Consider the following 14403-nt stretch of genomic DNA (forward strand, 5'->3'; position numbering starts at 1 on the left):
GCTCATCGCGCCAGCGTAGCGGGGGCGGACCCGTACGCGGCCTCATTTTGAGAGGCGCCTCACATGCGGTGACCTGCGCCTTCCCTCTCCACGCGCTGTACATTTCGGGTTCCCCCGCGCGAAGGTGACGGGGCCGCTGTTGTCGTCGGAGAAGGGAAACCCGAGATACAGGAACACGTATGGCGTCGTGCGCTGGTGCGCTCGAACATGAAGCACGCAGAGAAGTTGGTCGGCGTCGCCATGGCGTTGTACGCGGACTACGAGACGGGCGGGAACGTGTGCCCGTCGAACGGGACGATCGCCAGGGAACTCGGCTACGGCGGGAAAGCTCCGGAGCAGACGGTCAACAAGATCGTAGGCAGGCTCCGTAAGGCTGGCTGGCTCACGAAGACCGGCAAGGTGCCGGATGGTCCAGTGATCTACCGACTCACTTTGCCGAAGCAGGGGGGTATGGCTGAGAAGCCATACAACCTACATACCTTCAAGAGCGACGGCGGTAAGAGTGAGGCGCCAGCGGCGAAGAGCAAGCCGGAAGGCGAAGAGCGGCCCCCCGTACGGGGCCGACAGGGCGAAGACGAAGAGCGTAAGCAGCCGGCGAAGGTGGGCCGCGTGAGCGGCCCTCAGCAGGAAGACGAAGGGGCTGGCTCTCTTGGGGGGCCTTCGGCCCCCACCTTGTCCTTGGTAGACCTTGGCAAGGTCAAGCAAGAGGAACAGCGGCGACGCTGGTTCGGCGACGCGTACGCGGCTCCCTTGCCGATGGGCTTCGACTACGACGGCTTGACCGACCGGCTCCAAGAAGCGGGGCAAGAGCCGCCCCCTTTCTGATCAGGCATGACGAAGCCCCGCCCTCTGGTGAGAGCGGGGCCAGTCGAGCGAGGCAGGCTACGCGTCTTGTTCGTCGTCGGCGGTGTGGTTCCACTCCACGGTCATGTAGTCGTCCACGGTCATCTTCGCCGCCTTCTTGAAGCCGTTCGGGTGCATCGTGATCGTGGTGACGAATTTGACCCACGCTCGACGAACGGGGAGTGGGGTGTTCGGCCAGTCCTGAATCAGGCCAGCGATGCCCGACACGGGGTCGATCGGGGGCAGGCCAGTGATACCGGACAGCCTCTCGTCGATCTCGTCGAGCCTGGACCGGATCGCCTCGGTACCGGCCGTCATCTGGGACAGGGTGATGGACCCGGAGGCGTAGGACACAGCCAACCCGTCGAGCCGTTCCCGCAGGGTCTGCGCTTCCTGATGAAGGTGGGCTGAGTCGTCTCCCTGCTCCTGCCGAGAAGCGAGGACCCAGGGAAGGAAGTCGGGGAAGACGATCCGCGCCAGGACGGCGTTACCGGCTCGCTTGTCGGCCAGTTCCCGGGGCACGCGTACGTGCTTCTGTCCGCAGCGGTAGACCGGGGTCCCTTGGTACATGCCGCCTCGCACGGTATCCCCGCAACGCTCACACGTGGCCAGTCCGGCAAGCAGGGTCTGAGGGGCCGAGCCGGTACGCGCACCGCCCGTGAAGCGCTTGGGGTTCGTCAGTGCCGACACGAGGGCGTAGTGCGTCGCATCATCAAGAATCGCGGGCCACTTGCCCGCGCCCATCACCTCGCCCCGGTAGGTGACCTGAGCGATGTACCGAGGGGAGATGAGCACCTTCTTCACGCCGCCCACGCCCCACCCCTTCGCCTCGCCATCTGCCTCACCCTTCGCCTTGCCGGACGACGAGCGGGGAGCGAGCAGACCGAGGCCGGTCCAGAAGCGAGCGACAGCCGCCAGGGTCTCGCCTTGGAGAACCATCTCGGCACCCTTGCGGATCGCCTCCGCCTCGGCATCGACCACGGTCACGTAGTCGTCTTCGTATCCGAACGTTCGCAAGCCCGCCTTGTGTGGCTTGCCGTTCTTCGCCGCCTGGAGGTTCGACGCCTTCTGCCGTAGCGCCTTCTGCTCACCCTCGTACTCCGCCCAAGCCGTGACCGTCTTGGCCGTGGCCCGACCGGCCGGAGTCGACAGATCAAGATGTCCGGCGTGGATGGCGTGGACGTTGACCCCGAGTGCGATCACTCGCAGCAGGTCTTCCGTCCTGCGCACGAGCCGGTCAGTGTGCCAACAGAGAATCGCGTCCGGCTTGGACGCCAACAGCCGCTCGAACCCCGGGCGCACCCTGCCCGAGGTGGCGCTGACGTCGTTGTCCGCGATCACCTCTCGTACGGCCCAGCCACGGGCTGCGGCGAACGCCCGGCACTCGTCCTCCTGGCGCTGAACGCCCAACTCGTCGCCATGCTGATCGAGGCTGAGTCGTACGTAGATGGTGACGTCCATCTGTCCTGCCCCCCTTGTTCATGCACGCGGACTCACATGCCCCAAAGATTTACCACAAGTTCGGCTGGTCGCGCGGCACGATCGGCGCGGCCGTCTCGCTCAACCTCGCGCTCTACGGCCTCACCGCCCCCTTCGCCGCCGCGCTGATGGACCGCTTCGGCATCCGCCGGGTGGTCGCGGTCGCGCTGTCCGTGATCGCGCTCGGCTCCGGTCTGACCGTGTGGATGACGGCGGCCTGGCAGCTGTGGCTGTGCTGGGGCCTGCTGGTCGGACTCGGCTCCGGCTCGATGGCGCTGGCCTTCGCGGCGACGGTCACCAACCGCTGGTTCACCGAGCGGCGCGGCCTCGTCAGCGGCATCCTGACCGCCGCGTCCGCCTCCGGCCAGCTGATCTTCCTGCCGGTGCTGTCCTGGCTGACCGAACACCACGGCTGGCGCCCGGCCGCCGTGACGGTGTCCCTGGCCGCCCTCGCCGTCGTCCCCTTCGTCTGGATCCTGCTGCGCGACCACCCGGCCGACGTCGGCCAGAAGCCCTACGGCGCACGGGAGTTCACACCCAAGCCGCCGCCGGTGACCGGCGCCGCCCGCCGCACGCTGAAGGTGCTCTCCACCTCCGTGCGCACCGGCACCTTCTGGCTGCTCGCCGGTACCTTCGCGATCTGCGGCGCCTCCACCAACGGGCTGATCCAGACCCACTTCGTGCCCGCCGAGCACGACCACGGCATGCCCGTCACGACGGCGGCCTCGCTGCTCGCGGTCGTCGGCGTGTTCGACGTCGTCGGCACGATCGCCTCCGGCTGGTTCACCGACCGCTTCGAACCGCGCCGCCTGCTCGCCGTCTACTACGCCCTGCGCGGCCTCTCCCTGCTCTTCCTCCCGATGCTGCTCGGCCCCGCCGTCCACCCCCCGATGCTGTTCTTCATCGTCTTCTACGGCCTCGACTGGGTGGCCACCGTGCCGCCGACGCTGGCCCTGTGCCGTGAGCAGTTCGGCGAGGACAGCGCCATCGTCTTCGGCTGGGTGCTCGCCTCCCACCAGATCGGCGCCGCCCTCGTCGCCTACCTCGGCGGCCTCGCCCGCGACGTCTTCGGCTCCTACGACCTCGTCTGGTACGCCTCCGGCACGCTGTGCGCGGCGGCGGCTCTGATGTCGCTGGTGATCAGGCGCCGGCCTCCGGCTTCCCTGCCGGCGGTGGCCTGAGACGCCGGTGTGGGTGGGGCGGCCGGGCTCGGTCAGGTGCGGGGAGTCACGTAGCAGAGGGCGTCGGCGTAGTGCCCGTCGCCGTAGTGGTGTGCGGTGCGGCCGGTCCTGAGCCAGCCGAGGCGTTCGTAAAGACGTATGGCGGCGGCGTCCTTGACCATGACGTCCAGGACCAGACGGCGGTTGTGGCTCAGTCCGTAGTCCATGGCGGTCCGGACGAGCCGCTCACCCAGGGTGCGCCCGCGCGCTTCCTTGATCACGAAGAGGCGGGCCAGTACGCCGACGCATTGCTCGTCGTCCCCGCTCTGTTCGGTCCACAGGGACACCGCGCCCTCGCCGCACGGCCGCATCACCGCCACGTGGCCGACGATCCTCCGTCCTGCCTCCGCGACCCAAGAGGCCAGCATGTCGTCCGACCGGAGCCATGCCTGGGGACGGGCCACGCCCTCCACCGGGTATCCGTCGGTGGCGTGCACGTCGGTCAGTGCGGCGGTCGCGCCGATGAGGTCCGTTTCCTCGAAGGGGCGAATGACGGTGCTGTCCATGCCGGTCTCCTTGTGGGGTCGGTGGCTCACTCGACGGGGAGTTCGTAGAACAGGCCGGTCCGGTCGGCGCGGTGCACGTACCGGGACACCTCGAAGGGTTCGTCCTCCTGGTCCAGGCTGGTGTGGAGGACTTCGAGGACGGGGACTCCGGAGGGCAGGCCGAGAACGGTGGCTTCGGCCCGTGTCGGCATGCGGGCGGTGATCTCGTCCCGTACGCGGGTCATCACGTGGCCGAGTTCTTCGAGCCGGCCGTAGATGCCGTCCTTGCCGGTCCTGGGCTGGGTCAGCGGTGTGCCCTCGGCCTCTTCCCACCGGAGGTAGGTCGACACGATCTGCACCGGTTCGTCGTCGGCGAAGTAGTGGTTCTCCCGGTGCAGGACACTCTCTTCGTCGGCCGGAACGGCGAGCCGCTCGGCGATGTCCTGGGGCGGGCGCTCCCGGGTGATGCCCACGACGTCGATGCGGGCTTCCTTGCCCTGGCGTCTGGCTTCGAGCCGGAAAGGGGTCAGGCCGGTCTCGCGGTTGCTGCGCGAGTAGCGGTCGCTGCCGAATCGGAACAGTCGCTGCGGTTCCCGTACGAAGACGCCGCTTCCGTGGCGAGCCGTGACCAGGCCTTCCTCCGCGAGGAGCCGGATCGCCTCACGGGCCGTGTTGCGTGCGGTTTCGTACTGATGGGCGAGGGCGCGTTCGGAGGGCAGCCTGTCACCGGGTGCGAGGTGCCCGGCCTCGATGGCGGCTCGCAACTCCTCCGCAATGCGCCTGCTCGGCGGCTGGGTCGAGGAGGGTCCGGGCGTCTTCATGTCTCCAGCATACCAAGTGGCTCAAGCCAGTTGCTTGACGCGGGTGACCGTCAGTGATCAGACTGGCTTGAGCCAGTAACGGCCCTAGTCGGCCGGACCGTTCCGGGGCGGCGCCCTACCGCCAAGCAGACACGCCGCCCCGGTCCCCTGGGAAGGGAGACTTCATGGTGCCCGTGACATCAACGGCTGTGGGAGGGGTGGGCGCGTGAGCTACGACCGAAGCGCCGCCCCGGCGCCTTTGTCGGGTCTGCGGCTGCTGCCCGGGGAGACCGACACCGGCAAGCCGTGCTTCCTGTCCACGGACGATACCGGCGGCCCACTGTCGCGGCTCGCGGACGACATCGAGGTGAGTCAACTCCAGGACGGAGCCGACGTTCTGGCGGGTGCGAAGGCCGTCCTGGGTGATCGCAAGGCCGGCGAGTATGCGTTACGCCGTGCGCTGCGGGCGACCACGCAGGTGCTCGGCGACGTGCTGCGCATCGCCGACAGCAGGGGCGCTCGATTGCCCCAGGGGGGTGATTGCCCGTGACGGCGGCCGATGCGCTTGCTCTGTCCACCGAATGCACGCTGGCGAGCGAGCCCGGTTACGAGGACGTACACGCCCGGTGTCGCCAGTCGAGGGACGTACCGCTGCCGCACACCACGGGCGTGCTCCTCGTCCCGCGCTGCCGCTGTTCGTGCCACAGGCAGTCGCCGTCCGGGGAGTCTTCGTGAGGTGATCACCGGCCTGTGGCCGACCGGGGCGCGTGCGGTCGAGGTGACCTCGACCGCATGGCAGGCTCGCGCACCCTCCAGGGGGCAGCGGCACTAAGGGGAGCCGAGCCGGGCGAACCGACCCCGGTGGAAGAGCAGTGGTTCGGTGTCCTCCTCCGTGCAGAGGGCGGTCACCCGGCCCACGACGATGAGGTGGTCGCCGCCGGTGTGCACGGCGTGGATCGTGCAGTCGATCCAGGCCGTGGCGCCCGTCAGGCGTGGGGAGCCGGAGACGGGGGAGGCGTCGTGCGGCACCCCCGCGAACTTGTCCGCGCCGCTCACCGCGAACGCCCGGCACAGTTCGCCCTGGTCGGCGGCGAGGACGTTGACGCAGAAGACGCCCGCGCGGGCGATGCGGGGCCACGTGGTCGAGGTGCGGCCCACCATGAAGCAGACCAGCGGCGGTTCGAGGGAGAGGGAGGCGAAGGACTGGCAGGCGAAACCGGCGGGGCCCGGCTCCCCGTCGGCCGCGGGTGCCGTGATCACGGTCACACCGCTGGCGAAGCTTCCCAGCACCCGGCGGAACTCCCCCGGATCCACCGGGGCCCGCTCGTCCTGCCGTACGCACCGCAACTCCGGCCGCGGCAGCGGCTCCACGGCCCTCGGCCTCAGATACCGGACGGCGGCGGCCGCCGCCCCTGCGTGTCCCATCACGTCTTCCATTGAAGCTGACGGTCAGTCAGATGGGAAGTCCGGCGACGGGCCCTGTCCAGGCACTTCGTAGGCTGCGGCCATGGGGTGGGAGAACATGCGTGAGCGGGGCCGGGCGGCCGGGTTCCTGCGGGACGACATCGCCGCGGCGATCCCGGTGAACGCGGCGCAGCTTCCGGCGGCCGGGCTGCTGTGGTGGATCTGGAGCGCGAGCCAGGACCAGTACGACACGGGCTACGACGGCGCCTTGGGGATCTTCTGCCTGCTGATCTTCGCACCGCTGCTGCTGCCGCTGCTGGGCCTGGTTCTCTCCGCCGTGCTGACCCTGCCCGCGATCCTGCTGGCCCGGCCGCTGCTCCGGTGGTTCGGCGGCCCGGAGTGGGCCTGCCGCACGGTCGCGGCAGCGGCCGCGGCCATCGGCTGGGGCGCCGCGGCGGCGCTGCTCCTGCGCACGCCGTTCGCCACGGCGGCGGCGGTCCTCACCGCCCTGGGCCTGCTGCCCGCCCTCGGCATCGCCTACGTCCGCACACGCTCCTGGTCGCGGTGGGGCCTGTGGTGGCGCTCGGCACTCGCCTGCGCCGGCCTGTTCGCCCTGGCCCTCGGCGGCGGGATCGCGGCCTCCGCGACCGGCCTGATCCCCCAGTACGAACCGCCGAGACTGGCCCCCGCCCGGCTGGCCGGAGTCTGGCACGGCGAGCGCGGCGCCGAGCTGCGCCTGGCACCCGGCGGCCGGGCCGAGGCCCGCGGACTCCCCGCCGAACCCACGGACAACGACTCCACGGCCCCGGACTCCAAGGACTACGTGATCTGCGCGGGCACCGGCACCTGGAAGCCCGACGACGACCCGTACGGCACCGACCGCGTCGGCATCCTCCTGCACTTCGACCGGGACTGCGGCCTCGACACCCACTGGTCCGTCAGCGGCACCGAGTCCGCGCCCCGGCTGTTCGCCCTCCTCGGCGACCCGGACGACGGCACGCTGCGGATCCTGGACCGCGCCGGGGACTGAGCCTCACCGCCCCCGGAACTCGGGCCCGCGCCGCTCCACGAACGCCCGCAGTCCCTCCCGGGCGTCCTCGGTCGTCATGTTGATCTCCTGGGCCCACGCCTCCGCCGCGAAGGCGCTCGCGCGGTCGGACTCCATGCAGGTGTGCACGAGCTGCTTGGTCAGGGCCAGGGCGCGGGTCGGGGCGGCGGCCAGGCGGGTCGCCCACTCATGGGCCGTCTTCTCCAGCTCGGCGTCGGGCACCACCCTGTTGACCAGGCCCAGGCGCTCCGCGTCCGGCGCCGGGAGGGCGTCCCCGAAGAACATCAGCTCCTTCGCCCGGTGCGGGCCCAGCAGGCGGGGGAGCAGATAGGCGCCCCCGGCGTCCGGCACCAGCCCGCGCCGCACGAACACCTCGATGAAACGGGCCGACTCGGCGGCCAGGATCAGATCGCAGGCGAACGCCAGATGCGCGCCGAGGCCCGCCGCCGTGCCGTTCACCGCGGCGAGCACCGGCTTCTCGCAGTCCAGGACGGCCGCGATCAGGCGCTGGGCACCGAGGCGGATGGTGCGGGCCACGTCGCCGGGGATCCGGTCGCCGGAGCCGGCCCCGCCCCGCAGGTCCGCGCCCGCGCAGAAGCCGCGTCCGGTGCCGGTCAGCACCACCGCCCGCACCTGCGGGTCCGCCGACGCCTCGTCCAGGCGGGCGACCAGGGCGTCCCGCATGTCCGGGGTCAGCGCGTTGAGGGCCTCAGGACGGTCGAGCGTGAGGTGCACGACCTGTCCGCGCACCTCGTGGGCGATGCCGGCCGTCATCGGCACACCACCAGCGCGTCCAGCGCGACCGCGCCCTGTCCCCGGTCCAGCACCATCAGGGGGTTGATGTCCAGCTCCGCGATGTGGTCGCCGAGTTCGAGGGCCATGCGCTGGACCCGCAGGACGACCTCCACGAGCGCCTCCCGGTCGGCCGGCGGGCGACCGCGGACACCGTCCAGCAGGGCACGGCCGCGCAGTTCGGTGAGCATCGCGCGGGCCTGGTCCTCACCGAACGGCGGGACGCGGACGGCCGCGTCCCGCAGGACCTCCACCAGCACTCCGCCGAGGCCGACCGTCACGGTCGGGCCGAACAGGTCGTCGTGGGTCATGCCGACGACCATCTCCACGCCCTGCTCGACCATCTGGCACACCAGGATCCCGTCCAGCGAGACCCCCTCGTAGCGGGCGATGTCCGTCAGCTCGCGGTAGGCGTCGCGCACCTGGCTGGCCGAGGTCAGCCCGATCTTCACCAGGCCCAGTTCGGTCTTGTGGGCGATCTGCGCGCCGGAGGCCTTCATGACCACCGGATAGCCGACCTGCGCCGCCGCCCGAACCGCCGCCGCCGCGCTGGTCACCAGCTGCTCGCGCGGCACCCGGATGCCGTAGGCGCGCAGCAGCTGCTTCGCCGCGTGCTCGCTGAGCTGCTGGCCGGGGCGCATCAGGGCCTCGGCCTTGCGGAAGGAGGGCGACGGGGTGCGCGGGGCCTCGTCGAAGGGGGAGTGGTAGTCGCCGACGAAGCGGTGGTGGCCGAGCCAGGCGCGCACGGCGGTCAGGCAGTTGCCGACCGTGCGGAAGGTGGCGACACGGGAGGATCCGAGCAGCGCCTCGCGGTACGCCGGCTCGGTGCCGACCGGCGACCCCCACACCACGCACACCAGCTTGTCCGTCTCCTCGGCGGCCGCGACCAGGTCGGCCACGAGCCGGTCGCTGAGCGGCGGGAAGGGCCCGGTGACGGGGCAGATCAGCACCCCGACCGAAGGGTCGGCGAGGATCGCGTCGATGATCTTTCGGCCGCGCCAGTCGCCCACCGGATGCCCGCCGTTGTCCACCGGGTTGGCCACGCTCAGATACTCCGGTATCCACTGGTGCAGCTCCGCCTGCTTGCCCTTCGACAGCCGGGGGAGCCGCAGTCCGGCCGCCGTGGCGAGGTCGGCCGCGTGGGCGCCGGTGCCGCCGGAGATGGAGTACACCACGACCCCGTCCGCCAGCGGGGCCCGTGCCCGCGCCAGCAGGGTCGCGGTGTCCTGGAGTTCGTCGAGACCGTCGACGCGTACGACCCCGAACTGGCGCATCGCCGCGTCCACCACGTCGTCGGCGCCCGTGAGCTTGCCGGTGTGCGAGGCGGCCGTACGGGCGCCGGCCTCGGTGCGGCCCACCTTCACCGCGACCACCGGCACCCCCCGGCGGGCGGCGCGGTCGGCGGCCAGCAGGAAGGCGCGGCCGTCCTTCAGGCCCTCCACGTAACAGGCGATGGCGCCGACCTCGGGCTGCTCGGCGAACCAGGAGAGGAAGTCGGCGGTCTCCAGATCGGCCTCGTTGCCGGTGGGCGCCCAGTGGGAGAGGCGGATGCCCAGCTCCTGGAGGGCGAAGACGGGCCGCCCCTGGTGCCCGGACTGGGTGATGAGCGCGATCGCGGGCCCGTCCAGATCCTCCCGGAACCGCTCGAAGGCGTTGAGGTTGGTGTTCGGGCCGAGCAGCCGCATCCCCGAGCGCCGTACGGCCTGCGCCAGCCGCTCCTGCGCCTCGGCTCCCGCCTCGCCCGTCTCGGCGAAGCCGGAGGCGAAGGCGACCGCGAACCTCGCCTTGGTCTCGGCGAGTTCCTCGACCACCGGCAGCGGGTCGGCCACCAGCAGCACGGCCAGGTCGACCTGTTCGGGCAGGCCGGCGACGGAGGCGACACAGGGGATGCCGAAGACGGACGGGCGGGTCGGATGCACCGGGTGCACCCGCGCGCCCACCCGCCGCGCCCATTCCAGCAGTTGCCGGGTGATCCCGGTGTTCGGCCGCCCCTCCGCGTCCGAGGCACCGATCACGGCGACCGATTCGGGCCGGAAGAAGCGGGTCAGGTCGGGGACGTCCGCGTACAGCGGCCGCCCGCTGACATCCATGTCGTCGACCCGGTCGTGGACGACGGGGCCGGGCCGCTGCTCGCCGCAGGCGATGACGCGGGCCCGGCGGGAGTCGGTGGTGAGGGTGCCGTGGGTTGATCCAAGCATCGGTCCGCCCGCTCCTGTGAGACGACACAAGTAAACTGACGCTCTGTCAGATTACTGAACTGACGCAGTGTCAGGAACGGGTAGGAGCCGCAAAGTTACCGACGGGTGCGCAGGTGCCTGGCCAGCGCCTTCGCGATCTTGGCGGCGTCGAGCGCCATCTCGCGGAACATTCCGCTGATCGGGTTGGTGAATCCGGTGAAGTACAGGCCGGGCGCCTCGACGGGCGTACGGCCGCCGTGCGCCACCGGGCCGCCTCGGCCGTCCAGCACCCCGAGATGCCCGACCAGCCCCTCCAGGGCCCGCGCGTACCCCGTGGCCGCGATCACGGCGTCCGGCTCAATCCGGCTGCCGTCGGCCAGGGCCACCTTCCCGTCCTCGAAGGACTCGACGGCGGCCACGATCTCCACCTTCCCCTTGCGCACGGCGTCGATCAGGCCGACGTCCTGGACCGGTACGGCGCCCTCCAGGACCCTGCTGTACAGGCCGGTGTCCGGGCGGGGCAGCCCCTGGGCGGACAGGTCGGGCACGGCGGCCTTCGCCTGGATCCGGCACAGCCGGTCCACGAGCCGCACCGGCAGCCGCCGTACCAGCACGCCCGAGTACTGCGCGGGCCAGCCGAGCGTCGAGCGGCGCACCAGGTGCGGGACGGTGCGCACGGCCAGCCGCACCCGTGCGGCACCGCCCCCCACCAGGTCCACGGCGATCTCGGCGCCGGTGTTGCCGACGCCGACGACCAGGACGTCCCGGCCGGCGTACGGCGCGGCGTCGCGGTAGGCGCCGGCGTGCAGCAGCTCCCCGGTGTACTCCTTGCGGCCCGGCCAGTCGGGCAGGCGCGGGGTGTGGTTGTAGCCGGTGGCGACGACCACCGCGCTGCCGGTCAGCTCGCGCCCGCCGGAGGCGTGCAGCAGCCAGCCGGCGCCGTCCCCGGCGCGCTCGACGCGGAAGACCTCCACGCCGGTGACGATCTCCAGCTCGTGGTGGTCGGCGTACTTCTCCAGATACCGCACCACGTCGTCCCGGGCGACCCAGCGCCCGAACTTCCGGGGGATCTTCAGGCCCGGCAGGGCGGACAGGCGCCGGGTGGTGTGCAGTCGCAGGCGGTCGTAGTGGCCGCGCCAGGAGGCGCCGACGCGGTCGGCCTTCTCCAGCACCACGGCCCGTATGCCCCGTGCCCGCAGCGCGTGCGCGGCGGCCAGACCGCCCGGACCGGCGCCGATGACGTAGACCGGGCGGTCGGCGGGGGTGGCGGAGAAATGCACGGAAGCGGAACGGGAGACGGCCATGCTCCGGAGCGTAATCACACACCCGGTTGATGGGTCTCGGTCAAGACCGGAATTGGTTGCGGATTGATCACGTGTGTGGAGAAGTGCACGCTACAAGTGACGTAGCCCACGCGGATGATGAGGAAATTGCGCGCTGCCGGACTCGGGTGCGCCCGGGGTCTTCGTCGCCGGCGAAATCGCCGGAAGGGCGGAAGGGCGGCCCAGCGGATGGGCTTCGGCCGCTATCTGACGTACCGTCAGATCCATGGATTCGATATGGCTCGACGGCGCGGAGTGGCTGGCGGTGCTGCGGATCGGTCTCGGCCTGTGGTGGCTGGAGAGCTGGCGGCACAAGGACAAGAAGGCCTGGTTCGAGCGCGGCAGCGGGATCGCCTGGGCGGCGGGGGTCGCGGAGAAGCACCGCTGGGCGCCGGTGCGGACCGGCTTCGAGACGATGGTGAAGCCGCATCCGAAGCTGATGGCGTACGTCGTCGCCTACGCCGAACTCTCCCTCGGCCTCGGCCTGATCCTCGGCTTCCTGACCCCGGCGGCACTGATCGGCGGCCTGCTGCTGAACGCGATCTACTTCGTCCTCATGATCCACGACTGGGCGGAGCAGGGCCAGAACTCGATGATGGCGCTGATCTCGCTCGTCGGCTTCTTCGGCATGTCCTGGCAGAGCTGGTCGCTGGACGCCTGGCTGGGGTGGTTCTGATGGGCGCGGTGCGCTACGACGTCCCCGAGCCCGACGCCTTCACGCGCCCCTACTGGGAGGCGGCCGCACAGGGCCTGCTGCTGATCCGCCGCTGCGGGGCCTGCGGCCGGGCCCACCACTACCCCCGCGAGTTCTGCCCGCACTGCTGGAGCGAGGAGGTGGCCTGGGAGGAGGCGAGCGGCCGGGCCGCGCTGTACACCTGGTCCACGGTCCACCGCAACGACCTACCGCCCTTCGGCGACCGCACGCCCTATACCGCCGCGGTGGTCGATCTGGCGGAGGGGCCGCGGATGATGACGGAGGTCGTGAACTGCGCGGAGGGGAGCCTGGCGGCCGGGATGGCCCTGAGGGTGACGTTCCGGGACGGAAAACCGGTGTTCGAGCCCGGCGGTTGAGCCCGACCATGGGCGCATGCGCCCGGAGAACTGGCATCTCACCGAAGATCTCGACGACTTCCTCTCCCGCGCCGGCGACTTCCTGCGCTCCCGGCCGGCCCTGAACACGGTCACGCTGACCGTGACGGACGCGCTGCGCCGCCGTGGGCTGCGGCTCTACGGCGCGAAGGCACCGCTGTTCGGCGTCCTGGACGACGACGGCGTCCGCGCGGCCCTGCTCCACACGCCGCCCTTCCCGGCCCATGTCAGCCCGCTCGCCCCGCAGGAGGCCGAAGCCCTGGCCGTCCGGCTCGCGGAGCTGGGCCGCCCGGTGTCCGGGATCTCCGCCCGGCAGGACACGGCGGAGGTCTTCGCGGCGGTCTGGCAGCGGCTCACCGGCACGGCGGGCGCGATCCACCAGCGGCAACGGCTTTACCGGCTCGGTGAGTTGACGGTCCCCGAGCCCGCACCTCGGGGGCGGGCGCGCATCGCGGGCGCCGCGGACCGTGAGCTGCTTCAGCGCTGGTACCGAGAGTTCCACGAGGCCGTCGGGCTCGACATCGGCGTCGACCCGGCCGAGTGGGCCGACAGCCGCCTCGCCCACGACGGCGCGACCCTCTGGGAGGAGGCCGACGGCACGCCCGTCGCCATGGTCGCGGCCACCCCGGAGATCGCCGGCCAGGTCCGCATCGCTCCGGTCTACACCCCGGCCGCACTGCGCGGCCGCGGATACGCGGGCGCGGCCACGGCGCAGGCGAGCCGGGCCGTCCGCGAGAAGGGCGCCTCGGAGGTCCTCCTCTTCACCGACCTCGCCAATCCGACGAGCAACGGCCTGTACCGGCGGATCGGCTACCGTCCGGTGGCGGACTTCGCGGTGTGGCGGTTCGGGACCGACCGCTCGAACCGTTCCGAAGGGAAGAGGTGACGACGATGATTCTGGTGACAGGCGCGAGCGGGAACGTCGGCGGCGCCCTCCTCCAGTGTCTGCGGGCCGCCGGGGCGGCCACGACGGCGGCATACCGCGATCCGCGCCGGACGGACCAGGTGCGCGGGGCGGGCGGGCAGGCGGTCACGCTCGATCTGGCCGTGCCGGACACGCTCGGCCCCGCGCTCGACGGCGTCGAGACCGTGTTCCTGCTCGGCGCGACCGGCCCCGCCCAGACGACCCAGGAACTCAACCTGGTCGAGGCCGCCCGCGTGGTCGGCGCCCGGGTCGTGAAACTGTCGGTCTGGCGGGCCGACGAGGGGCTCACACCGATCGCCCGGCTGCATCGGCCCGTCGAACAGGCACTGATCGAGTCCGGGCTGCCCTGGACCGTCCTGCGGCCCAACTTCTATCTGCAGAACTTCCTGCGCCAGTCCTCCGTCCGCGAGGCCGGGGAGTTCGCCCTGCCCCTGATCAACGCGCCCATCAGCTTCGTCGACGCCGGCGACATCGCCCGTGTCGCAGCCCATGTGCTCACCACGGACGGCCACGACGGCCGCGTCTACGACCTCACCGGGCCGCAGGCTCTGACCTACGACCAAGCCGCGCAGGAGTTCTCCGCCGTGCTCGGCCGGCCGGTGCGCCACGTGGGGATGCCCGACGACCGGGCGCGCGCCGTGATGCTCGGCCGGGGGATGCCGCGGTTCCAGGTCGACGCCCTGATCGAGGTCGCCCGCGCCTACCGCGACGGCGGCGCCGAGACCGTCACGCCGACCGTCGCCGACCTCACCGGCCGGGCGCCTTCGGGCTTCGCCGACTTCGTACGCCGCAACCGCCACGTCTTCGCGTGAGCGGGCG

General features: G+C 71.5%; 15 protein-coding genes. 8 read left to right on the top strand and 7 right to left on the bottom strand.

All coding sequences use genetic code 11. The features are described 5' to 3' along the window. The first annotated feature begins 207 nt into the window (after nt 1-207). Complete coding sequence (locus AQI95_RS11145; RefSeq protein WP_067120945.1) at nt 208-825, top strand: helix-turn-helix domain-containing protein; 618 nt, start codon at nt 208-210, stop codon at nt 823-825. Nucleotides 826-882: 57 nt separating this feature from the next. On the opposite strand, the gene AQI95_RS11150 is transcribed toward AQI95_RS11145, so the two are convergent. After that, a complete protein-coding gene (locus tag AQI95_RS11150; RefSeq protein WP_067120947.1) occupies nt 883-2304 on the bottom strand; it encodes a recombinase family protein in 1422 nt (473 codons plus the stop codon). A 20-nt stretch (nt 2305-2324) separates the two neighbouring features. Between AQI95_RS11150 and AQI95_RS11155 the strand changes: the two genes are divergently transcribed. Then, a complete protein-coding gene (locus tag AQI95_RS11155; RefSeq protein WP_079071231.1) occupies nt 2325-3503 on the top strand; it encodes an MFS transporter in 1179 nt (392 codons plus the stop codon). Nucleotides 3504-3535: 32 nt separating this feature from the next. Here AQI95_RS11155 and AQI95_RS11160 read toward each other — a convergent pair whose 3' ends face one another. Both AQI95_RS11160 and AQI95_RS11165 read right to left on the bottom strand, forming a co-directional pair. Beyond that, nucleotides 3536-4048: a GNAT family N-acetyltransferase gene (locus AQI95_RS11160; protein WP_067120951.1), complete on the bottom strand. Its 513-nt coding sequence runs from the start codon at nt 4046-4048 to the stop codon at nt 3536-3538. A 26-nt stretch (nt 4049-4074) separates the two neighbouring features. Next, nucleotides 4075-4848, bottom strand: coding sequence for a GntR family transcriptional regulator (locus tag AQI95_RS11165; RefSeq protein WP_067120953.1), 774 nt, complete (start codon nt 4846-4848; stop codon nt 4075-4077). 205 nt (nt 4849-5053) lie between these two features. Between AQI95_RS11165 and AQI95_RS11170 the strand changes: the two genes are divergently transcribed. Continuing rightward, the gene (locus AQI95_RS11170; protein ID WP_067120955.1) at nt 5054-5377 is read left to right on the top strand and encodes a hypothetical protein; all 324 of its coding nucleotides are present in this window, start codon (nt 5054-5056) and stop codon (nt 5375-5377) included. Between the two features lie 278 nt (nt 5378-5655). On the opposite strand, the gene AQI95_RS11175 is transcribed toward AQI95_RS11170, so the two are convergent. Further along, nucleotides 5656-6252, bottom strand: coding sequence for a flavin reductase family protein (locus AQI95_RS11175; protein WP_067120957.1), 597 nt, complete (start codon nt 6250-6252; stop codon nt 5656-5658). A gap of 82 nt (nt 6253-6334) precedes the next feature. Between AQI95_RS11175 and AQI95_RS11180 the strand changes: the two genes are divergently transcribed. Beyond that, nucleotides 6335-7261: a hypothetical protein gene (locus AQI95_RS11180; RefSeq protein WP_159056501.1), complete on the top strand. Its 927-nt coding sequence runs from the start codon at nt 6335-6337 to the stop codon at nt 7259-7261. A gap of 3 nt (nt 7262-7264) precedes the next feature. On the opposite strand, the gene AQI95_RS11185 is transcribed toward AQI95_RS11180, so the two are convergent. From AQI95_RS11185 to AQI95_RS11195, 3 genes are all read right to left on the bottom strand, one after another. Continuing rightward, entirely contained in the window at nt 7265-8053 is a 789-nt protein-coding gene (locus tag AQI95_RS11185; protein WP_208614137.1) for an enoyl-CoA hydratase/isomerase family protein, read from the bottom strand. Beyond that, the gene (locus AQI95_RS11190; protein ID WP_067120960.1) at nt 8050-10269 is read right to left on the bottom strand and encodes an acetate--CoA ligase family protein; all 2220 of its coding nucleotides are present in this window, start codon (nt 10267-10269) and stop codon (nt 8050-8052) included. The genes AQI95_RS11185 and AQI95_RS11190 overlap by 4 nt, the downstream gene beginning before the upstream one ends. Nucleotides 10270-10364: 95 nt before the next feature. Continuing rightward, nucleotides 10365-11552 (bottom strand): flavin-containing monooxygenase, encoded by a 1188-nt coding sequence (locus AQI95_RS11195; protein ID WP_067120962.1) that lies wholly within the window; start codon nt 11550-11552, stop codon nt 10365-10367. Nucleotides 11553-11796: 244 nt separating this feature from the next. Between AQI95_RS11195 and AQI95_RS11200 the strand changes: the two genes are divergently transcribed. Genes AQI95_RS11200 through AQI95_RS11215 form a run of 4 tightly spaced genes read left to right on the top strand, consistent with a single transcriptional unit; the run spans nt 11797 to nt 14396 of the window. After that, nucleotides 11797-12246, top strand: coding sequence for a DoxX family membrane protein (locus AQI95_RS11200; RefSeq protein ID WP_067120964.1), 450 nt, complete (start codon nt 11797-11799; stop codon nt 12244-12246). Further along, nucleotides 12246-12641: a Zn-ribbon domain-containing OB-fold protein gene (locus AQI95_RS11205; RefSeq protein ID WP_067120966.1), complete on the top strand. Its 396-nt coding sequence runs from the start codon at nt 12246-12248 to the stop codon at nt 12639-12641. The genes AQI95_RS11200 and AQI95_RS11205 overlap by 1 nt, the downstream gene beginning before the upstream one ends. Nucleotides 12642-12657: 16 nt before the next feature. Beyond that, nucleotides 12658-13545 (top strand): GNAT family N-acetyltransferase, encoded by an 888-nt coding sequence (locus tag AQI95_RS11210; RefSeq protein ID WP_067120968.1) that lies wholly within the window; start codon nt 12658-12660, stop codon nt 13543-13545. A 5-nt stretch (nt 13546-13550) separates the two neighbouring features. Continuing rightward, nucleotides 13551-14396, top strand: a complete 846-nt coding sequence (locus tag AQI95_RS11215; protein WP_067121545.1) for an SDR family oxidoreductase — start codon at nt 13551-13553, stop codon at nt 14394-14396. The last annotated feature ends 7 nt before the right edge of the window (nt 14397-14403 follow it).

This window comes from Streptomyces yokosukanensis, assembly GCF_001514035.1.
GTDB classification, from domain to species: Bacteria; Actinomycetota; Actinomycetes; order Streptomycetales; family Streptomycetaceae; genus Streptomyces; species Streptomyces yokosukanensis.